At 35.6% G+C, this 21,609-nt stretch carries 15 protein-coding genes; 12 read left to right on the forward strand and 3 right to left on the reverse strand.

Annotated elements, in window-relative coordinates:
- Positions 1 to 302: 302 nt before the first annotated feature.
- From H8S00_RS11930 to H8S00_RS11940, 3 genes are all read left to right on the forward strand, one after another.
- Entirely contained in the window at positions 303 to 1,070 is a 768-nt protein-coding gene (locus H8S00_RS11930; RefSeq protein ID WP_021952518.1) for an ABC transporter ATP-binding protein, read from the forward strand.
- On the forward strand, positions 1,063 to 3,081 hold the full coding sequence (locus H8S00_RS11935; protein ID WP_186840624.1) for an ABC transporter permease: 2,019 nt from the start codon (positions 1,063 to 1,065) through the stop codon (positions 3,079 to 3,081). Before H8S00_RS11930 ends, H8S00_RS11935 begins: the two co-directional genes overlap by 8 nt.
- 219 nt (positions 3,082 to 3,300) lie before the next feature.
- Positions 3,301 to 5,664 carry a cation-translocating P-type ATPase gene (locus tag H8S00_RS11940; RefSeq protein WP_186840625.1) on the forward strand — a complete coding sequence of 788 codons (2,364 nt, stop codon included), beginning with the start codon at positions 3,301 to 3,303 and terminating at the stop codon, positions 5,662 to 5,664.
- Between the two features lie 44 nt (positions 5,665 to 5,708).
- Here the strand turns inward: H8S00_RS11940 and H8S00_RS11945 are convergent, their stop codons facing one another.
- Complete coding sequence (locus tag H8S00_RS11945; protein WP_158576873.1) at positions 5,709 to 6,263, reverse strand: TetR/AcrR family transcriptional regulator; 555 nt, start codon at positions 6,261 to 6,263, stop codon at positions 5,709 to 5,711.
- Positions 6,264 to 6,385: 122 nt separating this feature from the next.
- Between H8S00_RS11945 and H8S00_RS11950 the strand changes: the two genes are divergently transcribed.
- The 6 genes from H8S00_RS11950 to H8S00_RS11975 all read left to right on the forward strand — a co-directional run bounded on the left by H8S00_RS11950 (position 6,386) and on the right by H8S00_RS11975 (position 15,583).
- Positions 6,386 to 7,231: a DegV family protein gene (locus tag H8S00_RS11950; RefSeq protein ID WP_021952514.1), complete on the forward strand. Its 846-nt coding sequence runs from the start codon at positions 6,386 to 6,388 to the stop codon at positions 7,229 to 7,231.
- Between the two features lie 410 nt (positions 7,232 to 7,641).
- Complete coding sequence (locus H8S00_RS11955) at positions 7,642 to 9,069, forward strand: ABC transporter substrate-binding protein (RefSeq protein WP_021952513.1); 1,428 nt, start codon at positions 7,642 to 7,644, stop codon at positions 9,067 to 9,069.
- A 145-nt stretch (positions 9,070 to 9,214) separates the two neighbouring features.
- Positions 9,215 to 10,126 (forward strand): carbohydrate ABC transporter permease, encoded by a 912-nt coding sequence (locus H8S00_RS11960; RefSeq protein WP_021952812.1) that lies wholly within the window; start codon positions 9,215 to 9,217, stop codon positions 10,124 to 10,126.
- An 11-nt stretch (positions 10,127 to 10,137) separates the two neighbouring features.
- Positions 10,138 to 11,016 (forward strand): carbohydrate ABC transporter permease, encoded by an 879-nt coding sequence (locus H8S00_RS11965; RefSeq protein WP_021952813.1) that lies wholly within the window; start codon positions 10,138 to 10,140, stop codon positions 11,014 to 11,016.
- Between the two features lie 84 nt (positions 11,017 to 11,100).
- Positions 11,101 to 13,398, forward strand: a complete 2,298-nt coding sequence (locus tag H8S00_RS11970; protein WP_118589672.1) for a glycoside hydrolase family 65 protein — start codon at positions 11,101 to 11,103, stop codon at positions 13,396 to 13,398.
- A gap of 1 nt (position 13,399) precedes the next feature.
- Positions 13,400 to 15,583, forward strand: coding sequence for a glycosyl hydrolase family 65 domain-containing protein (locus H8S00_RS11975; RefSeq protein ID WP_118589671.1), 2,184 nt, complete (start codon positions 13,400 to 13,402; stop codon positions 15,581 to 15,583).
- A 45-nt stretch (positions 15,584 to 15,628) separates the two neighbouring features.
- Here H8S00_RS11975 and H8S00_RS11980 read toward each other — a convergent pair whose 3' ends face one another.
- Positions 15,629 to 16,642 (reverse strand): LacI family DNA-binding transcriptional regulator, encoded by a 1,014-nt coding sequence (locus tag H8S00_RS11980; protein WP_118589670.1) that lies wholly within the window; start codon positions 16,640 to 16,642, stop codon positions 15,629 to 15,631.
- A 166-nt stretch (positions 16,643 to 16,808) separates the two neighbouring features.
- On the opposite strand from H8S00_RS11980, the gene pgmB reads away from it, so the two are divergent.
- From pgmB to H8S00_RS11995, 3 genes are read left to right on the forward strand one after another with little or no spacing between them, the layout of a single operon-like run.
- Entirely contained in the window at positions 16,809 to 17,453 is a 645-nt protein-coding gene (gene pgmB / locus H8S00_RS11985; protein WP_118589669.1) for a beta-phosphoglucomutase, read from the forward strand.
- Positions 17,447 to 19,054: a glycosyl hydrolase family 28 protein gene (locus H8S00_RS11990; RefSeq protein WP_118589668.1), complete on the forward strand. Its 1,608-nt coding sequence runs from the start codon at positions 17,447 to 17,449 to the stop codon at positions 19,052 to 19,054. Before pgmB ends, H8S00_RS11990 begins: the two co-directional genes overlap by 7 nt.
- Positions 19,055 to 19,064: 10 nt before the next feature.
- Positions 19,065 to 19,685, forward strand: coding sequence for a discoidin domain-containing protein (locus H8S00_RS11995; RefSeq protein WP_118589667.1), 621 nt, complete (start codon positions 19,065 to 19,067; stop codon positions 19,683 to 19,685).
- A gap of 160 nt (positions 19,686 to 19,845) precedes the next feature.
- On the opposite strand, the gene H8S00_RS12000 is transcribed toward H8S00_RS11995, so the two are convergent.
- Positions 19,846 to 21,393: a leucine-rich repeat protein gene (locus H8S00_RS12000; protein WP_118589666.1), complete on the reverse strand. Its 1,548-nt coding sequence runs from the start codon at positions 21,391 to 21,393 to the stop codon at positions 19,846 to 19,848.
- Positions 21,394 to 21,609: the final 216 nt, after the last annotated feature.

Genomic DNA, 21,609 nt, shown 5'->3' on the forward strand with positions numbered 1-21,609 from the left:
TTATTACCCAATTTCCCCGGTTACATCACAATATAATACTTCTTTTATTTCGGGTGGAGCTTTAATATGACAAATATTAGGCTCCACCTTTTGTATATTACAAAAATGTAAGGTTAAAGGCAGGATTGTAAGGTGAAATTAAGGAAAATCCCAATTACTTATTGTATACTTGTAACATAAAGATTTGCAGATTTTTAAAAATAGGAGGAAACAAATGAACGAAGTTCATTTTCAGGGATGTTTCCGACGACTTGCCGCTGACCGGAGGGAGGGGGCGTTACAATTTATAGGAGGTTAGTACCATGGAGGTATTAGAAGTAAATAATTTAAAAAAGATATATACAACAAGATTTGGAGGAAACAAGGTAGAGGCTTTGCATGATATAAACTTTTCAGTGGAACAGGGAGAATACGTTGCAATAATGGGAGAATCAGGCTCAGGAAAAACTACATTACTTAACATTCTTGCAGCAGTAGACAGACCTACATCAGGAGATATATTTCTTAATGGCAAAAACACAACAGCAATTAAGGATGACATGCTGGCAAAATTCAGGAGAGAACATTTGGGATTTGTATTTCAGGATTTTAATCTTTTAGACACTTTTTCCATTGAAGATAATATTTACCTGCCCCTGGTACTTGCAGGAAAAGAATATAAGGATATGAAACAGGAGCTGGATGTAATTGCAGGAAAACTGGGAATAAGTCATATACTTCACAAATACCCTTACGAAGTTTCAGGAGGACAAAAACAGAGAACGGCGGTGGCAAGGGCCATAATTACAAAACCGGACATCCTTTTGGCAGATGAACCTACAGGGGCATTGGATTCAAAATCCACAGGAGATTTATTAGATGTATTTGATAAGTTAAATTCCGACGGACAGACAATATTAATGGTAACTCACAGCGTAAGGGCTGCATCAAATGCCGGTAGGGTTTTGTTTATAAAAGATGGAGAAATATTCCATCAGGTATATCGTGGAGCCATGACAAAGGATGAAATGTACAAAAAGATTTCCGACACTTTAACAGTGTTACTGGCAGGTGGTGATTTACATGAATAAAAAATTGTATTTTAGGCTTGCCCTTAGAAATGTAAAAAACAACAAAAGCACATTTCTACCTTTTTCAATTTCAACCTCAGCCATTATTGCCATGTTCTATATGCTATACAGCATATATGAGCAGGTAAATGAAAATATGTTTTCAGGTGCAGAGCAAATGAGAATTATATTAAATTTAGGTGTGTCGATTTGCGGAATATTTTCAGTGTTTGTTCTTATTTATACTAACGGATTTTTAATGAAAAGAAGAAGCAGGGAATTTGGACTATATAGTGTATTGGGAATGGAGAAAAAGCATATTACCAAAATAGTTTTCTGGGAAATAGTTATTGTGGCATTAGGATGTATTACCACAGGAATATTAGCAGGCATTGCATTATCCAAATTAATGTTTATGGTTTTGCTGAAAATATTAAATTTAAAAACGGATTTTGCCTTTGGGGTATATCCTAAGCCTGTATTGTTTACCATAATAGTTTTTGACTTAATATTTGCCATAGTTATATTTTTAAACAGCGTAAGAGTTCATAGATTAAAGCCTGTAGAGCTTATTAGAAATGAAAATGCCGGAGAAAGGGAACCTAAGGCAAAATGGCTTTTAGCTATATTAGGGCTGGTAACCCTGGCATTAGGCTATTACCTTGCTCTTACAGCTAAAAGCCCAATGGATGCCATGGGAAGGTTCTTTATGGCAGCTCTTTGTGTAATTATAGGAACCTATTTGCTGTTTATGAGCGTAAGTATTGCCTTTCTTAAAATATTAAAAAAGAATAAAAAATTCTATTATGATAAGAAACATTTTATTACAGTGTCAGGTATGATGTACCGTATGAAACAAAATGCCGCAGGTTTAGCAACCATATGTATATTAAGTACCTGCGTGCTGGTGGTTTTATCCACAACGGTTTCCTTATATGTAGGAATGGAAGATGTTTTAAGGGGACGCTTTCCAAAGGATGTTATGACTAATTATCTGTATTTAGAAGACAGTGACAGTTCTGAAGAACAGAAGGAAAATCACTATGATTACCAAAAGGTTCAGGATGCATGCCAAAGTCGTGCCGATGAATATAATGTGAAAATACAGGATGAGGATAAATATTATTCCATAGATGATATAGGAGCACTTCAAAATGGCAGATATTCAATGGAAAATATAAGTACCAATAATATGGTGAATTTTAAGGTGAAATTATTAGAGGATTATAATAGGGCAAACAGTGAGAATATCACCTTAAATTCAAATGAGGTTATAGTGTATTCATCAGATGCAGGTAGAATCAATTCTCAAAAATTAAGCATATGCAACAAGGAATACACAATAAAGAAAAAATTAGAAAAACTTCCTGTAGATGAAAAGGAGTTACAGTTATATGACACTCTCTACATTGTAGTTAAAGATATGGATGCAATGAAAGAAATCAGGGATGTTATTAATGAAAACACAAAGGATGATTTTGTATGCAACATAAAATATAACTATGAGTTTAATTTAGCAGGAGATTTTAAGGATAAGGAAGAATACTGTCAGGGGTTAAGGGATGTAATAAACCATACAGGGATAGCTCACACAGACGAAGTGGGAAGCATATATACAAGCAGACAAAATTTCTTCGGCTTGTACGGAAGCCTTTTCTTTATAGGTATATTTATTGGAACCATGTTTTTAATTACCACGGTAATGATAATATACTATAAGCAGTTGTCAGAAGGCTATCAGGACAGAAGGCGTTTTGAAATAATGAAAAAAGTGGGAATGGACGATAAGGAAACTAAATCCGTAATTAAAACTCAGATACTTATGGTGTTCTTTCTACCTATATTTATGGCAGTTATCCATATATGTTTTGCCTTTGACATAATCAGAAAAATGCTGGTAAGTTTAAACTTTAATAACACCCCGCTGTACATTGTATGCACGGTAATGGTTACTCTTGTATTTTTCATAGTATATGGAATTGTGTACACAATTACCGCAGGAACTTACTACAGGGTAATAAACAAGGGGTGAGTACCCAATAAGTATAAATTACTTTTGTGCAAATACAAAGGCAATTTATACTTTTAAAATTTGCATCATGGCATTAAGAAAAAACAGTAACATTTCATAAAAAGTTTACAAATAAAATCATAATACTAAAAAAGATTTTACATTTACAGGTTATACTGTAAAATATAGGTAACGTTGAATTGTAAAATACGGGATTTAGAAAAGTAAACGAGGACAAATATGAATATGTATGAAACAAATTGTGAAAAGGGATTAACCAAAAGTCAGGTTCAGGAAAGAATTGGCCGTGGACTTGTAAATACAGCTGTTGATTCCGTTGAAAAAACCACAAGAGAAATTATCATTGAAAATACATTCACATATTTTAATATGATTTTTGTGTTTTTGGCAGTGTTAGTATGTATAGCCGGTTCATTTAGAAGCTTAACCTTTTTGCCGGTTGTTATAGGAAACACGTTGATTGGAATATTTCAGGAAATAAGGGCAAGAAACGTTCTTGAAAAAATGAATATTTTAAATGCCCCATCCACTACAGTAATAAGAGACGGAGTGGAAATGGAGGTTGGCTCTCAGGAGCTGGTTTTAGATGACATAGTTGTTTTCCATGGAGGTGAACAGATACCGGCAGATGCCATTGTGGTAAAGGGTGAGGTTTCCGTAAATGAATCCCTACTTACAGGAGAATCAGATGAACTTACCAAAACACCGGGAATGCATTTGCTGTCAGGAAGTTTTATTGTGTCAGGGGAGTGCTACGCAAGACTGGAAAAAGTAGGGGAAGAATCCTATATTTCAAAGCTTACCCTTGAAGCTAAAAAAATGGGTAGTGGCGAGCAGTCAGAAATGATTAGGGATATTAACAAACTGGTAAAATGGGTTGGCATTATAATTATTCCTGTGGGAATCATTTTGTTTGCTCAGGGATTTGTGTTTAATAAGGAAGGTTTCAGCCAAAGCATAGTGTCTATGGTAGCAGCTGTTATAGGTATGATTCCTGAGGGATTATATCTTTTAACCACTGTGGCACTGGCAGTAAGCACCATACGACTTGCCAAGCAAAGGGTACTTCTTCATGACATGAAAAGTATAGAAACATTGGCAAGAGTAGATGTGTTATGTGTTGATAAAACAGGAACCATTACAGAAAATAAAATGACAGTTAATGACCTTGTTTATTCAGAAGAAATACCTAAGGAAGTGACAGATAATCTTGAAACCATAATTAGTGATTTTGCCTCTAACATGACTTCTGATAATATAACAATGGAAGCTATAAAGGAACGTTTTAAGGATGTTAGTGGAAGAAGCGCAGTAAGCAAAACATCATTTTCATCAAAGGTTAAGTATTGTAGTGTGACTTATTCTGATGAATGTTATGTATTAGGTGCCCCTGAAATGGTTCTTAGGGAGGATTACGAATTTTATGCTGACAGCATAGGGGAATATACCAATAAAGGATACAGAGTTCTTGCCTTTGGTAAATATTTAGGAAAGGCTGACGGAAATCCTCTTACTGAAAAGGTTATTCCTTATGGTTTTATAACATTATCCAATGCAGTCCGTGAAAAGGCACCTGACACATTCAGGTATTTTGAAAAGCAGGGGGTTAACGTTAAGGTTATTTCAGGAGACAATCCGGCTACAGTTTCTGAAGTGGCAAGACAGGCAAAAATTTCAGGAGCAGAAAATTATGTGGATGCCACATCTCTTGCAACAGATGAGGATATAGAAAAGGCAGTACAAAAATACACTGTATTTGGACGTGTAACACCAAAGCAAAAACAGAAAATAGTTAAGGCACTGCAAGGTCAGGGACACACCGTGGCAATGACGGGAGATGGCGTAAATGATATTTTGGCAATGAAGGATGCAGATTGTAGTGTGGCAATGGCGTCAGGTAGCGAGGCAGCAGCTCAGGCATCTCAGGTGGTATTGCTAGAGTCGGATTTTTCCTGTATGCCATCAGTAGTTTTAGAAGGAAGACGTGTTGTAAATAACATACAGCGTTCAGCCAGTCTGTTTTTGGTAAAAAACATATTTTCCTTCCTTATGTCAATATTCTCGGCGGTATTTATGATGACTTATCCTCTAGAACCGTCTCAGATATCATTAATTAGCGGATTTACAATAGGTATTCCGGCATTTTTCCTTGCCATGGAGCCTAACAAAAGCCGAATCAAAGGAAAGTTTATTATTAATGTCTTCCTAAGAGCATTGCCGGCAGGACTTACGGATTTAATAGCTGTAGGTGCCATAGTGTGGTGCGGAAAGGTATTCGGTCTGTCTTCGGCAGAAGTGGCAACAGCGGCAACAATGCTGTTATGCATGATTGGCTTTATGGTATTATTTAAGATAAGCGAACCAATGAACAAATACAGAGCTATTGTTCTTGTAGGAAATCTTATTGCATTACTGATATGTGGAATATTCTTTAATGACTTATTTGCGTTAAGTGGAATGTCTGCCAGCTGTATATTGCTGTTTATCATGTTCTCCTTTGCGTCAGAATCAATGTTTAGATGGCTGACACTTTTAGTTAAGAAAATGAAAAATTTTAAATTCGTAAGAAGATTAGTGGAATAAAAAAATCCCGGGCAGATAAATAAACTGTCCGGGACTTTAAAGTTTTATGTTAAAGATAGATTATTACGTTTGATAAGTGAGATAACAATGTCTACTATTTCATCCACCGATTCGGATTTTCCCAATTCTTCCCATTTAAGAAAGGTATTTAAAAGGGCACCGGCATAAAAATATAGTTCGTAAACGGAACCGTTGTATTCAGGATAAACATATTTAAGCATAAAATCATTTAAGGCTTCCACTATTATATAATATTGTCTTGCATCAGACATAGTAAGGAGAAAATCGGCATATTTATCAAAAAACAAAATGGCATCTTTAATATGGGATTTGTCCTGAAATTCACTCATGGTAAAATGATTACCCGTGGTTTCAAGATAACCGGCAATTATTTCCTGCATATAATCTTTTATAACATCATTTTTGGTATGATAATATTTATAAAAGGTCATTCTGGAAACTCCGGCTTTTTTTACAATATCAGATACTGTAATATGTTCAAAATCTCCTGATTTAAGTAATTCCGTTATTGCCTGACCTATACATTGTCTTGTAAAAAGATTTCTTTTTGTAAAATTACTAAAAGGTAAATACTTCATAAAAAACTCCATATCAAAATAAGTTTACACTTAATGTGCTTTTGTAAATTGTATCACATAATAAATAGTTATACAATAACAAGTAGTAATAAAAACTACATATGTAGCAAAGGAGATAAGAAATGAAGTATGGCATAATTGTTGATTCAGGGTGTGATTTAAGAGTATTGGATAATTCCACTGAATCGGATATTTACTATAAGAGAATACCTCTTACCCTAAGAGTAGGAGAAAAAGAATATATAGATGATGAAAATTTGGATATTGAAGAGTTTATGAAGGATATGAAAGGATATCACGGAAAAACCAGTAGTGCTGCACCGGCACCTCAGGAATGGTACGATGGATTTATGATGGCAGATGAGATTTTTGCCATTGCCCTTACAAGTGAATTGTCAGGAAGCTATAACAGTGCCATGGTAGCCAAAAAGATGGCGAATGAAAAGTACCCTCACAAGAAAATTCATGTAATAGATTCAAAATCGGCAGGCCCGGGTCTGGCAATGATTGCCATTAAGCTAAAGGAAATATTAGACAGTGACGTGGAATTTGACAAAGCAGTGGAAATGATAGAAGTCTATAGGGATAAAACAAAGCTTTTATTTGTATTGGAAACTCTTGATAATCTTATGAAAAACGGCAGGGTAAGCAGAATACAGGGAAGCATGGCAGGAATTTTAGGAATAAAGATACTGTGCGGAGCCAGTGACCATGGCACTATAGATGTCTTAAAAAAATGTAGGGGAAAGCTAAGTGCTTATGATAATCTCATAAAGGAAATGGGAAATAAAGGATATAACAGTGGAAAAGTTATAATAAGTCATTGTTTTAACAATGAAAAATCAGATTATATAAGAAGTAAAATAGAAAATATATATCGGAATGCCTCGATAGAAAAAATAAGTGCAGGTGGTTTGTGCAGCTATTATGCAGAATATGGTGGAGTTATGGTGGCATTTGAGGGATAAAAGTGTACAAAAGGAAGAAAACAGTGGGTTAAATCTCATAATCTAAGGTGTTTTCTTCCTTTTTTGTACCTTTTTAACATAAGAAATTGTGTATTTTGTATATACTCATAAAATATAAAAAATAGTTGAAAAGAGATAAAAAAGGATTTTTGGACAAAATGCACAATTTTGTAAACGTTTTTATGCAATTTAGAACACATTTATTTGTGTATTTTATTTCTAATGGTAATATTGACATATAAATCCATAAATGTTATCATTAGTTTAACGTTAAACGCATAAACTAATATAACGATTTCGTTAGAAAGTGTTCTAAAGGAGGAATTGTTAAGAGGGTGCCTTACACAAGGCAAATGTGTAGTTGAACGATAAACTAAACTAATTAAATTAATCAGATGGGAGGATCAGAAATGAGAAAAAAGAGATTATTAAGTTTAGCACTCGTTGCAGCTCTTTCAGTTACAATGTTAGCTGGCTGTGGCGGAAAGAAATCAACAGAATCTGAAACTAACAAAGATGGTTCAGATAAGGTTAAAATCACATTAGGTATTTGGCCAGGTGAGGATTTAGCAGAAAACATTCCTACATTTGAAGGATACCAGAAGACAATGCAGAAGTTACATCCAAACGTAACTTGTGACCCAGCACCTTATACATATGCTACAGATACATTCGTATCATTAGCACAGTCAGGCAACTGCCCAACAATCTTCGAATCATGGTTCACAGAGCCACAGAAGTTAATTAAGCAGGGACTTATCGCAGATGTAACAGATGAGTTAAAGAAACGTGGATGGCTTGATGATATGAACGATAACATCAAGGGACTTTTATCAGATTCAGACGGAAAAGTTTACGGTGTTCCTAGAGATGCTTACGGCTTAGGACTTATGTGCAACGTAGAACTTTTTGAAAAAGCAGGTTTAGTAGATGAAAACGGAGTTCCAAAATTCCCTAAGACATTTGATGAATTAGCAGAAACAGCTAAGAAAATCAAGGAAAAGACAGGCGCTGCAGGACTTTGCTTACTTGCAAAGGACAACTCAGGTGGATGGCATTTCTCAAACATCGCTTGGAACTTTGGTGCTAAGTTAGTAACAGATAACGGTGATGGAACATATACATCAAACCTTAACTCAAAAGAAGCAGTTGCGGCTATGCAGTATGTAAGTGATCTTAAGTGGAAATATGATGTATTAACAGCTGACCCGACAGCAGAAGATTGGGGAACAGGTTTCCAGCAGTTAGGAACAGGCGGAGCAGCTATGTATATCGCAGCTAACGATGCTGTAGCTCAGCCAACACAGACAAACGGACTTGACGTTAAAAAATTAGCATTAGGCGCTATGCCGGCAGGACCAAACGGAGATCAGTATTCATTAACAGGTGGTACACCTTACATGTTCTCTAAAGATGCTACACCAGAACAGATTAGTGCAGCATTTGACTTCCTTGAAGTTATGGGTAAAGCTCCAGAAGCTAATGACACAACAATTAAGGGTATGGAAGCTGATGCAGCTAACCGTAAACAGAATGGTGTTCCTGTAATCCAGACATTCCCATGCTGGACAAACAAGGAATATGTTGATGCAAACAACAAAGTTGTAGAAGAATACTCAAACGTTGATACAGCAATGTTCCAGCAGTTCTTCGATGCAGTTAACAAAGAAGGTAACCTTCATACAGAAGAACCTGGTGATGCACAGGAAATGTATGCACAGCTTACAAACGTTCTTCAGGCAGTTATCACAAACAAAGATGCTGACATCCAGAAACTTATGGACACAGCTAATTCAAACTACCAGAAGACATTAGACAGCGAATTCAAGAAGAACTAATTGTCTAAGTTATATAGAAACTAATAGTGTTATTTAAAAACTAACGGGCAGGTGAACAACACTGTTCACCTGCCTTTACTAAAAATAGACGAAGGGCGTACCCCGTCCCGTAGTGTAATAAACTTATTTTAGGAGGGGTTTTTCATTGAGCAAAAAGAGAAGTAATAAGGGTTATGCGGTTCCGAAAAAGAAATTTGGAAAATCAGATATAATGGGTTGGCTCATTATGATTCCAACACTTGTCCTTTTCACATTCTTTGTATGGGAACCATTGATTGAAAGTATAAGATTATCGCTACATTCAGCGAGAGGAGTAGAAATACAGGAATTTGTAGGGTTACAAAACTATATTGATGTATTTAATGATGTAAGTTTTAATGCTGCATTTGCTAATACATTCAAGTACATCGGATGGTCATTAGTCATCGGATTTGTAGTACCAATTATTTTGGCTATATTCATCAGTGAGACAATAAGAGGAAAGAGCTTTTTCAGATTTGCAGTATACTTCCCGAACATGGTTCCGGGTATGGCTGTATCACTTCTTTGGGTTTATTTCTTCAAACCGGGTCCTACTGGTGTTCTGAATATATTGTTAGGAAAGTGTGGTATAGCACCAAGTGTGTGGTTGAACAACGCGGCATTAACTATTCCACTTATCGTAATTGCATTAACATGGAAGGGAGCAGGTTCTACAGCACTTATTTACATGGCGGGTATTAGTGGAATCAATCCTGAATATTATGAAGCAGCAGCAATTGACGGAGCAGGAATTTGGAGAAGAATTTTCCATATTACAGTTCCTTGCATATTAAATCTTGGAAGAACAATGTTGATTCTTCAGGTAATATCAGTGTTCCAGATATTGTACGAGCCGTTAGTATTGACCAACGGTGGACCAAACAATGCAAGTTTGTCCATTATGCTTTTAGTATATAAGTATGCATTTACTAAGTACGATTATCCAAAGGCAGCAGCACTTTCAGTTATTATTTGTGTAGTTCTTATTTTGTTAAGTGGATTATATATGAAACTTACAAAATCAAAAGATGAGTAGGAGGTGCGGTAATGTTTTTTAAGAAATATATGGACAAAACAGACGGAGCTATCAGAGGCTTCGATGTTAAGTCAAAAAGAGTTAAGATTATTTGCCTTCTTATAGTTTTAGTATGTTTAATATTCTCAGTAATAGCTATTTATCCGGCGTTCTGGGTAATGGTTTCGGGTTTTAAGGATATTAAAGAATTTACTACAGAGGCAACATTGTTCCCTAAAGTTTTTGATTTTAGCGGATTTAAGTATACATGGGATAAGTTAAACTTTGCAGTATACTACAAAAACTCACTTATCATGGTAGTTGGATGTGTTTTATGCGCAATCTTCTTTAACGGATTGTTAGCATATGCACTTGCTATCCTTAAACCAAAGGGACATAAAGTTATTAACGGACTTGTAATGTGGAGTCTTCTTATTCCTACAACAACAAGTATCGTAGCTTTATTCGTAAACATTAACAGATTAGGCCTTACAGGAACATTTATTCCACTTTGGCTTTCATATGGCGCAAATGCCTTTTGGGTAGTTCTTTTCAAGGAATTCTTTGAAGGACTGCCAAAAGAACTGATAGAGGCAGCAAAGATTGACGGATGTAATATATTCCAGATTTTCTATAAGATTGTGTTACCTTTATCAAAACCGATTATTATGGTTATAATAATCTTCTCAGTAACAGCTGCATGGTCAGACTTCCTGTTACCATATTTAGTACTTAACGGTTCAGGAAATGAAACGGTTATGGTTAAGCTTTACGCTTACTCAGCAGCTCATACAACACAGATAGATATGATCAGAGCAATATTCTTCTCAATTATTCCTCCGACAATTATCTTCTTGTTGTTCCAGAAGCAAATTACAGATGGTGCCGCTGGCGGTGCTGTCAAAGGTTAGAATATATAGTGTGCTGTCGGCATTTCCTCCTTTATGCCGACTAGCAGACTATAACTGTATTTAAAGAAAAAATGGAGTGGAATTATGGCAAAAGTAGCAGATAAATATTTTAAAGCAGACGAATGGAAAGTAATTGAAGAAGGATTCAATCCGGATTACGGAGAAGTTTCAGAATCTATATTTTCTCTTGGAAATGAATACTTAGGAGCAAGAGGATATTTTGATGAAGGATATTCAGGAAGCAAACTTATTGGAAGTTATTTCAACGGAATATATGAAATGACAAAACCTGAATATGGTCATTATAAGGGAATAGCAGATTTTACTGAATTTATGGTAAACTCAGTAGACTGGTTATATACAAGAATTGAAATTGATGGGGAACAGTTAGATTTAGCCACATCAGAATTTGAAGATTTTGTTAGGGAAATTGATATGAAGACAGGCATTCTTACAAGAAGCTTTGTTTGGAAAACAAAATCAGGAAAGAGACTTGCAGTTAAATTTGAAAGATTTGTTTCAATGACTCAGGTTAAGAGAACAACACAGAAAATTACTATTAAACCAATTGGATTTAGTGGAGAAATATATATAACATCAGGTCTTGATTTCTCACAGATACATAGAAATGAAAGAAAGAATTTATGGGATTGCAAGCCTGGAACAATAGAAAAGGGCGAAGATATTTTTATGGGTATTGACGGAACTACTATCAATACCAAATTAAAGGTATATTCAAGCTGCAAAGTTAATGCAGAATATGAAAGCCTTGAAGAAGTTAACGAAGAGAAAATTGTCGCAGTTAAGTTAAAAGCTAATCTTGAGGATGGTAAGGATTATGTTCTTACTAAGGTTACAAATAATGTCACATTAAGAGATGACGGAGATTTGGCTGTATATGATAAAGAAGTTGAGGCTGTAAAATCTGAAACAGAAACTGCATGCACATTGTATGACAAGTTAGAAAAAGAAAATATTGACTGGTGGAAGAAAGTATGGGACAGCTCAGATATAACTATAGCAAATGATCCTGAAAACCAGCAGGGTATCCGTTTCTGTATTTTCCAGATGTATCAGACATATCATGGTGCAGTGGAAGGTACTAATATTGGAGCAAAAGGCTTAACAGGTGAAGCTTATAATGGTAATGCTTTCTGGGATACAGAAACATATTGTTTGCCATTCTTTATATTCAACAATCAGGAAGCAGCAAGAAACTTACTTTATTTCCGTTATAAAACTTTGGATGAAGCAAGAAAGAGAGCAGAAGTTCTTGATTGTAAGGGAGCATTCTATCCAATCGCTACTATTAGTGGTAGAGAGTGCTGTAATTTATGGCAGCATGCAAGCTTACAGCTTCAGGCATCTACAGCAGTAGCTTACGGTGTATGGTTCTACGAAAAGATGTTTGATGACAAGGATTTCCTTAAGAAATACGGTCTTGAAATGCTCATAGAAATCTCAAGAATGCTTGCTACAAGAGGTGATTTCAACAGAGAAGGGAAATATGGTTACTATTGTGTAATGGGACCTGATGAATTCCAAATGATGGTACATAACAACTCATACACAAACTATATGGCAAAATTCACATTGGAATACACTCTTGACAAAATAAATGAAATCAAGTCAGAAGATCCGGATGCTTACAAGAAGGTTGCTGAGAAGGTAGCTTTTGATGAAAGCGAAATGGATACATGGAAGAACATTAAGGATAACATGATTTTGCTTTATGATGATAAAACAAAATTGTTTGAACAGCATGATGGTTTCTTTAAATTACCACACTTAGATGTTGATTCAATTCCAATTAGTGACTTCCCATTATATGACAACTGGTCATATGATAGAATTTACAGAAATGATATGATTAAACAGCCTGACGTATTAATGTTTATGTTGTTGTTTATTTCAAAGTTCTCACAGGAACAGTTAAAGGCAAACTATGAGTATTATGAACCATGTTGTATACATGAAAGCTCATTATCACCTTCAGTACATTCAATTTTGGCATCACAGCTTAAGAAGGATGATGAGGCATATGATTTCTTTGGATTTGCAACAAGATTAGATTTAGACAACTACAACAGAAACACAAATCAGGGAATCCATACAACAAGTATTGCGGCAGCATGGATGAATATTGTATACGGTTTCGGTGGACTTAGAAGTGACGGCGAAAAGTTAAGCGTTGCACCATCAATTCCAAAGAACTGGGGCGGATATTCATTTAACATCAGCTACAAGGGTGTTGTAATTGAAATTAAGGTAGACAAGGAAAATGTATACATTAAGACAAAGGGCGACGGCGTTGTTGAACTTAATGTATATGGCAAAAATGTTGAAATAAATAGCGAAGGCTATAAGTGTGAAGTAGAATAAAATGATTGATTGGAAATTAAAAGAAGAAGGATTTGACAAAGAAAAAATATCGTACCTGGGAAATAAGTTTTTAACAGGTAACGGATATATGGGAGTAAGAGGAACCCTTGCTGAATATGGTAAGGAAAATCTCGCAGCCATCAACCTTGCCGGTATTTATGATAAGGTGGGAGATGGCTGGAGGGAGCCTCTTAACGCTCCAAATGGTTTTTATACATATCTCGTTGTTGACGGTGAAGTTTTAAAATTACCTGATGTTAATCCGGAAGTTCATTACACAGAACTTGATTACAGAAATGGTATTTTCACCAGACATTCAGAATGGGATACGGCAAGAGGAAAAATCACCTTTGACAGCGAAAGATTTGTCAGCATGAGTGATGTACATTTAGGTGGAATGAAGTTTAAGGTTACTGCTGATTTTCATGCTGATGTAGAAGTTGTGTATGGTATAGACGGTGATGTGTGGGATATCAACGGACCACATTATGACAAACTTGAATATATCGAAAATGATGTTATCGGCATTATTGGAACAACTCACGAAAAAGGATATAAAGTAGCTGTATGTGGTGGAGATAAGACAAGTTTCCCTTGCGAAAAGAAGATTAATGTTCATGATAAGAAGGTTCTTAAGAGCATTAATTTTGTAACAGATATTAACAAAGAATATGTTATAGAGCGTTTCTTTGGAGTATATACAAGTAAGGATTGCGAAAATTGTGTTGAGGAAGCATCAAAAGAAGTGACTGTAGCTTTAAGAAACGGTTATGAAGATGCCATAGAGAAGCACAAGGATAAATGGAACAGTCTTTGGGAAAACTCACAGGTAATTGTAGAAGGTGATGATAAGGCAATGGAAGCTCTTAATTATTCACTTTATCATTTACATTGTATAGCTCCAAGACACACTGACAGCCTTTCAATAGCTGCAAGAGGACTTTCAGGACAGACATATAAGGGAGCTGTTTTCTGGGATACGGAAATGTTTATTTTAGATTTTTTCCTTATGACAGAGCCTAAGGTTGCAAAGAGTCTTATGAAATACAGAATAGATTCTCTTAGCGGTGCAAAGGAAAAGGCAAAGAGCTATGGCTTAGATGGTGCCTTTTATGCATGGGAAAGTCAGGAAGGCGGATTTGACGCATGTTCTGATTACAATGTTGTAGATGTATTTACAAAGCGTCCTATGAGAACATTTTTCAAAGATAAGCAGGTGCATATTTCATCAGCAGTTGTTTACGGTATTGGAAAATACTTAAAGACAACAGGAGATACATCTATTTTATCAGAAGGTGGTGCTCATACAATTATTGAATGTGCATTGTTCTACTACAGCCTTTTACTTAAGAGAGCTGTCAGGGACTACTATGAGATACATGATGTAATCGGACCTGATGAATATCATGAGAGAGTAAATAATAATGGTTACACAAACAGAATGGCAAAATATACCTTTGAAGAAGCTGTAAACGTTATTAATTTAAAGGATGAATTATCAGAAGAAGAGCAGGAAATCTTAAGTCAGTATGATTTAGATGACCTGAAAAATAAATTTACTGATGCTGCAGAGAATTTATTTATCCCTCAGCCAAACGAAAATGGTGTTATACCACAGTTTGACGGATATTTTGATTTAGAAGATGCAAGCATTGATGAAGTAAGAAGCAGATTATTAGACCCTAAAGAATATTGGGGCGGTGCATATGGTGTAGCCAGCCATACCCAGGTAATCAAACAGGCAGATGTTGTTACATGGCTTAATATGTTCTCAAAGGAATTTGACTTAGATACAATGTTAAAGAATTTGGAATATTATGAGACAAGAACTGAACATGGTTCTTCTCTTAGCGCATGTATGTATGCATTGTTAGCATGCAAGTGCAACAGACCTGATAAGGCATATGACTTCTTTATGAAGTCAGCTTCAGCAGATATAAAGCAGGGTGGTAAAGAATGGGCCGGTTTGGTTTATATCGGTGGAACACATCCGGCAGCCGCAGGAGGTGCTTATATGGTAGCACTTCAGGGATTTGGAGGCTTAAGCTTTGATGGAGATGAAATCATTGTAAAACCAAATCTTCCGGAAAGCTGGAACAGATTATGCTTCAGAGTTAATTACAATAATAGATTATATGAGATTGATATTAACGAAGCAGGAGTCACAAAAAAAGAATTAAGTTAATAAAAAAGCATTAGAGGTTTTATAATCTCTAATGCTATTGAACGATTAGGAGATAGTCCTAACACTGTTACGTTCCGTGATAGATGTGTGAAGTAAAACTTCATATTGTTTTGGTTTCTTATGTTCAAGAAGCTGTAGCATGAAGTCCACTGCTATACGACCTTTAAGGTCCATGTCCTGATGGATGGATGTAAGTGGTGGCTCGATGATGTTGCAAATGCTTAAATCATCGAAACCAACGACGGATACCTGTTCAGGAATTTTGATTTTAAGCTTATGGAGGTTAGCAATAATGCTACCGGCAAGGGTATCGGCAGTTGTAACAACACCTGTTATCTCAGGATGAGATGCCAAGGTTTTTGCAATTGCACGGGTTCCTTTTAAGTCCATGCCACATTCGAATACCAGTGATTCATCAAATGGAATACCGGCTTCGGTAAGGGCTGCCTTATAACCAAGGAAACGTTCCATAAGAACACCACCGTCTTTTATGTGAAGTGAAGCAAAGGCAATCTTTTTATGACCGTTTTGAATGAGATACTTAGTGGATGAATTACTTCCACCAAAGTCATCAAGACCTACATTACAGATTCCTTTGTGATGTACATAACTATCAACTAAAACGATTGGTATTTTTAAAGTGCTGATTTCATCAAAGAATTCATCCTTAAAAATACCTGCAAGGAAGAGACCATCAATATCCCATGTGTGGAGAAAAGCCTGAAGCTGTTCGGCAGTTTCAACGGTGCGAAGCATGAGATAATATCCGTTTTCACGGAGAACATGTTCTAATATTCCAATAAACTTTGAGAGGAATGGGTCTTCCATAAAATTAGAGCCTTTATCAGTTACTATATGGTTTACGAAACCGATAACTTTTGAGGATCTTGAAACAAGAGAACGGGCAGACATATTTGGGACATACCCAAGTTCTTCAATAGCTGTGTTAATTCTGGCAACAGTGTCGGCTGAAACGCGACCGGATTTGCCATTAATAACATTTGATACGGTTGTTGGGCTTACCCCTACAACCTGGGCAATATCTTTTATTGTAACCATAGTTTATCTAAGTCCTTTCTATAAAATAACGATATTTTACGTTTAACGTAAAACCATAAGTAAATTCTAGCATTAATAGAAGGATTTTAAAATAGTAAAAATTTATAATTTAGTATACATTTTTTTTATAGTTATAACCAAAAAATGATATAAAAAGGAGGAAAAAATGCAGGGAGTAATATTTGATTTAGACGGAGTGCTTGTTTCTACAGATGAATTACATTATCAGGCATGGAAAAAACTTGCAGATGAACTTGGAATCACAGATTTCAACAGAGAGGACAATGTAAGACAAAGAGGAGTAAGCAGAATGGCATCTCTTGAGGTTGTACTTGAAAAGGGTGACAAAGAATATTCCGAAGAAGAGAAAGTTGAGATGGCAGAAAGAAAGAATGACTATTACAAGGAAATGTTACAGTCATTAGATGACAGCGCAGTATTGCCTGGAGCGTTTGACACATTGAAAATGCTTAGAGATAGAGGTATACTTACAGCTGTTGGTTCTGCAAGTAAAAACGCACCATTAATACTTGAAAAGACAGGTTTATTACCACTTATTGACAAAATAAGCTGCGGACTTGATGTAACGAAGTCAAAACCTGATCCTGAAGTATTTTTAGTAGCTGCATCTAAGTTGGAACTTACACCGGAAAATTGCCTTGTAGTTGAAGATGCAAAAGCAGGAATTGATGCTGCAAAAGCAGGAGGCATGAAATCTCTTGGTGTAGGACCTTTCCATGATGAACTTGGAGCAGACTTTCATTCAAGAACACTGGCAACAGTAGATAATTGGGAGGAAATATTATGCTAAAAGAAAACAATAGCACGGAAACAAAAACAGACAAGCCTATTGGTGGAAAAGCCGGATTTATAATAGGCTGCGTGATAATTTACTGGTTAGCACTTGGCATTGTGTGGGGCTGTGTAAGCCTTCCGGGTGCAATTGATAAAATGTCACAAAAAAGTGAAATAAAGAACAGCAAAGTAGTTCTTTATGATGGACCTAAGTCATTAAAAGATGCAACAGCAGAAGATTTGTCGGTTGTATCAGAAGCAGAAAGAGATATGTCTTTAAAGCATTGTACAGATACTAAGGTAACTGTAAACGGAAATGACTGTTATGTATATGATACAAACGTAAACAACACACATGCATGGGTTGGATCATATATGCCGAAATTATCAAGAACTCCAATAACATATTTTGATTTTGAAGGTACAGTTGAAATTACCGTAAAGGCTGAAAATATTGATATTAAGTCAGTAACAGTAAGACCACTTAAATATGATATTAAGCCTGAAATCAATACTAAGGATCATACAGTAACATTCCGTGTAAACACACCGGATACATATACTGTAGAATTTAACAACAGCACTCAGAGAGCAGTACATATTTTTGCTAATGAGTTAGAAAATCCTGAAGATATTCCTGATGCAAAGGATGATGATGTATTCTACATCGGACCTGGTGAATGGAATATTGAAAACATGGTATTATCAGATAACCAGACATTATACATTTCAGGTGGTGCCGTAGTTCATGGTATTGCAAATGCAAACTTTGCAAAGAATGTTACAGTTTGCGGACGTGGTATTATTGATAATTCAAACCTTGAAGGATGGAAAGGCAGATCAGCCAGCGTTCCACTTAAGTTTGATAACTGCCAGGATGTAACAATTGATGGTATCATTTCATTAAACTCAAATGCATGGTGCCTTCAGGTTTACAACACAATCGGTGCTGACATTAACAATGTTAAGATACTTACAGCAAGACCAAATGGCGACGGAATGTCAATCCAGTCAACAAAGAGTGCAAAAATCACAAACTCATTTGTTCGTGCATGGGATGATGCTTTAGTTGTAAAGAATTATGATGAAAACTCAGCAAACATCAGCTTCAAGAACATTCAGGTTTGGACAGACCTTGCACAGTCAATGGAAATTGGATACGAAACAAACAAAGGTCAGAACGAAAAATCAACAATTACAAATGTTTCATTTGAAGATATAACAATTTTACATAACTTCCATAAGCCGGCATTATCAATTCATAACGCCGATGATGCAGCTGTATCAGATATTAAATATAAGAACATTGTAGTAGAAGATGCAGAAATGGGAAGAGGAGACGGAACAACAGATCTTATCGATTTCTCAATTGTTAAGAATGATAACTGGTCTTCAACACAGGAAAGAGGAACAATTTCTAACGTAACTATTGATGGATTTAAGGTATTAGATGGTGCTAAGACTTTAATGGTTAAGTTCAAAGGTTATGATGCTGAACACAACATTTCAGATGTAACAATTAAGGGATTGAACATTAAGGGTGAAAGCATTACAAATGATTCAAAATGTGTAAGCATTGATGCTAATACAACATCAAATATCAAGATAGAAAAGTAGGAGGTGCCACATGAAGAAAAAAGGAATAATATTAATGGCAGTGCTTTTAGTAGTATTTGTCGGATTGGCTATAGCAGTTAAATCAGCTGATTCTTCTACAAAAATGGACAAAAAGAATCTAACTGTAGTTACAGCACCGGATCAGAAGGAAGCACAGGAAAATGAACAGTTCACAGTTCCTGAATATAAATCAGCAGAAGTAAAAGGTGAAAACGTTGCTTTAAAGGGTAAAGCAAGTGCAAACGGATACACAGATGTTTACACACCTGTTTACGCAAATGATGGTGATAGAGATACAACATCATATTGGGAAGGTGCAGGAAAAGGTGATGACGAAATCACAATTGATTTAAAGAAAGTCTACAATGTTCATACAGTAAGACTTGCAGTTAACCCGGCTACAATCTGGGGTGCAAGAAAGCAGACGCTTTCAATTAGCGTAAGTGAAGATGGAAAAGACTATAAAGAAATAGTTGCATCAAAGGAATATGAATTTGATCCTAAGGCAGGAAACGAAGTAACAATTCCGTTTGATGAAGTTAAGGCACAGTATGTTCGTGTAACAATTACAAAGAACACAGGTGCAAAGGGTGGACAGCTCGCAGAGTTCGAAATCTATTCTAATGATTAACTGGTATTAAAGTTAATACTTGCCACATAAAAATGCTCATACCATTTGAATTTCTCTCATTCGTTTAGGTGGTATGGGCGTTTTTTTATGGATAAAAATAAGCATTTCAAACATACAAAAAGCGGCTGGTAATAAACCAACCGCCAATGTAGCATCAATATTAATTGGAAGTTTCTTCTTCCTTAACTTCATAATCTTTAAATTTGATTTTGTTGTCATCCGAAAGAATTGATTGCTTAATAAAGCGCATATATCTGTTATAAATCTGTTTAGGTATTCTAAAGACCGCTCTTCTGTGAATGCCCTTAAAGGCTTTCTCTCCAACTTCTTTCAAATGTGTGCCTTTAAATCTTACAATTTGGAGTTTTTCGCACTTGTAAAATGCTTTTGTACCTATCTTTTTCAGTGATTTTCCAAATACAATCCATTCAAGTTTTGAACAATTGGTAAATGTTCTGGCTGGAATTTCCGTAATGTTATCACCAATTCGTACAGTCTTTAATTTGTAAGCATTAGCAAGGCAGTTTTTTGCCATTGATACAACCTTGTATGTTCGCTTTTCATTTGTAATTTCTGAAGGAACAATTAATTCCTCTACATTTCCGTTCTCGCATCCGACAAATTCAACTTCATCTCTGGACAATACTTTATATATGTTACCTTTTTCGGTAAATGTGGTTCCAATAGCTGAAGGAGTGGTATATTCGCCATCGTACCATGACGGCTTTTCAAAAGACATTTCATCTTCAAAAGAAATAACCGTAGGTTCTTCCCCTTCATATTTGTTATACCAGTCAGACGGATACAAAACATCAGAACGCATAACCGCAGTTGATGTATCTACTTTGGCTGATTCTCCTTTACGGACACGCCTTGCAACAACTACCGTTCGGTAATCTCCTATTTCATAGGAACAGGTAGAAAGAAGTAGCAGGTGGTCATTTTCATTAACCTTAACAGGACACTGATATAAAGAGCGCATTTCTAACTGATAGACAAAATCCATAAATTCATGTTTATTCTTGAAATTACCCTTTAAATATGTAAATCCCTGATTAACCTTCATGTCACCGGACAATCTTACATATGCGATAATTTTCCATTTGGCTTCTTTATATATACTGTCAAAAGTGATAACCGGATGTTCCTTATAAAAATTAATATCTTTATACTTAAGTAGCTGGTGAAACATCATCCCGGTGGAATCCATATTATGTCCGTGAATAAGAATGGACTTGGATGGTTTCTTTACATTACAATGACCGTCAACATAAAGGGAACCGTTTTTATCCTTATGACCTTCAAAGTCACGTGTCAAATAAAAGTCAGAACCACTGAAAGCCTGCATAACAGGATAGTCAATGTTGGTTCCGGGAATGGTAAGCCATCCTTTAATATCACTATTGTACTCTAAAAGTTTTGAAAATTTCAATAATATACCATTTGAATCTTTCAGGCCTTTTTGAGATTTGTCCAGAGAAATATCTAACTTTTCTTTCTTTTTACCTTTCTTATCAGTTGTCTGCTCATAATTGTTTGAATCATTAGCCGCAGCATAATACATCCTTCGGTATTTGTCGGTAACCTTTCGTGAGTATGCAGGCTGTAAAATAAGATAATATATAAGAAATGCAGCGCATCCCACAAACAAAAGAATGGAAAAAATAACAAGCGAACGTCGTATTATTCTTTTCTTCTTATTAGTCATGTTTTCCTCCTAAAATGATTATAGACATATGAAAGGTGTTTTGCAACGTGAAAATGCAAAAAAAATACACAAAAACCTAGCATATAATACTAAAAAATGAAACACTTGAAAGGTTTTTTTGTAAAAAAGTAACAAAAATATAGCTGTTTTTTGGTCAATTTCAACCTTTCAAATTCATTGACAAACAATACCTATAATGATAAGATTAGTTTAACG

Source organism: Eubacterium segne, assembly GCF_014287775.1.
GTDB classification, from domain to species: domain Bacteria; phylum Bacillota; class Clostridia; order Lachnospirales; family Lachnospiraceae; genus Eubacterium_G; species Eubacterium_G segne.

Bases quoted from the DNA above. Each gene is read 5' to 3' on its own strand.
- H8S00_RS11930 (WP_021952518.1), top strand. From the start codon at position 303: ATGGAGGTATTAGAAGTAAATAATTTAAAAAAGATATATACAACAAGA.
- H8S00_RS11935 (WP_186840624.1), top strand. From the start codon at position 1,063: ATGAATAAAAAATTGTATTTTAGGCTTGCCCTTAGAAATGTAAAAAAC.
- H8S00_RS11940 (WP_186840625.1), top strand. From the start codon at position 3,301: ATGAATATGTATGAAACAAATTGTGAAAAGGGATTAACCAAAAGTCAG.
- H8S00_RS11945 (WP_158576873.1), bottom strand. From the start codon at position 6,263: ATGAAGTATTTACCTTTTAGTAATTTTACAAAAAGAAATCTTTTTACA.
- H8S00_RS11950 (WP_021952514.1), top strand. From the start codon at position 6,386: ATGAAGTATGGCATAATTGTTGATTCAGGGTGTGATTTAAGAGTATTG.
- H8S00_RS11955 (WP_021952513.1), top strand. From the start codon at position 7,642: ATGAGAAAAAAGAGATTATTAAGTTTAGCACTCGTTGCAGCTCTTTCA.
- H8S00_RS11965 (WP_021952813.1), top strand. From the start codon at position 10,138: ATGTTTTTTAAGAAATATATGGACAAAACAGACGGAGCTATCAGAGGC.
- H8S00_RS11970 (WP_118589672.1), top strand. From the start codon at position 11,101: ATGGCAAAAGTAGCAGATAAATATTTTAAAGCAGACGAATGGAAAGTA.
- H8S00_RS11975 (WP_118589671.1), top strand. From the start codon at position 13,400: ATGATTGATTGGAAATTAAAAGAAGAAGGATTTGACAAAGAAAAAATA.
- H8S00_RS11980 (WP_118589670.1), bottom strand. From the start codon at position 16,642: ATGGTTACAATAAAAGATATTGCCCAGGTTGTAGGGGTAAGCCCAACA.
- pgmB (WP_118589669.1), top strand. From the start codon at position 16,809: ATGCAGGGAGTAATATTTGATTTAGACGGAGTGCTTGTTTCTACAGAT.
- H8S00_RS11990 (WP_118589668.1), top strand. From the start codon at position 17,447: ATGCTAAAAGAAAACAATAGCACGGAAACAAAAACAGACAAGCCTATT.
- H8S00_RS11995 (WP_118589667.1), top strand. From the start codon at position 19,065: ATGAAGAAAAAAGGAATAATATTAATGGCAGTGCTTTTAGTAGTATTT.
- H8S00_RS12000 (WP_118589666.1), bottom strand. From the start codon at position 21,393: ATGACTAATAAGAAGAAAAGAATAATACGACGTTCGCTTGTTATTTTT.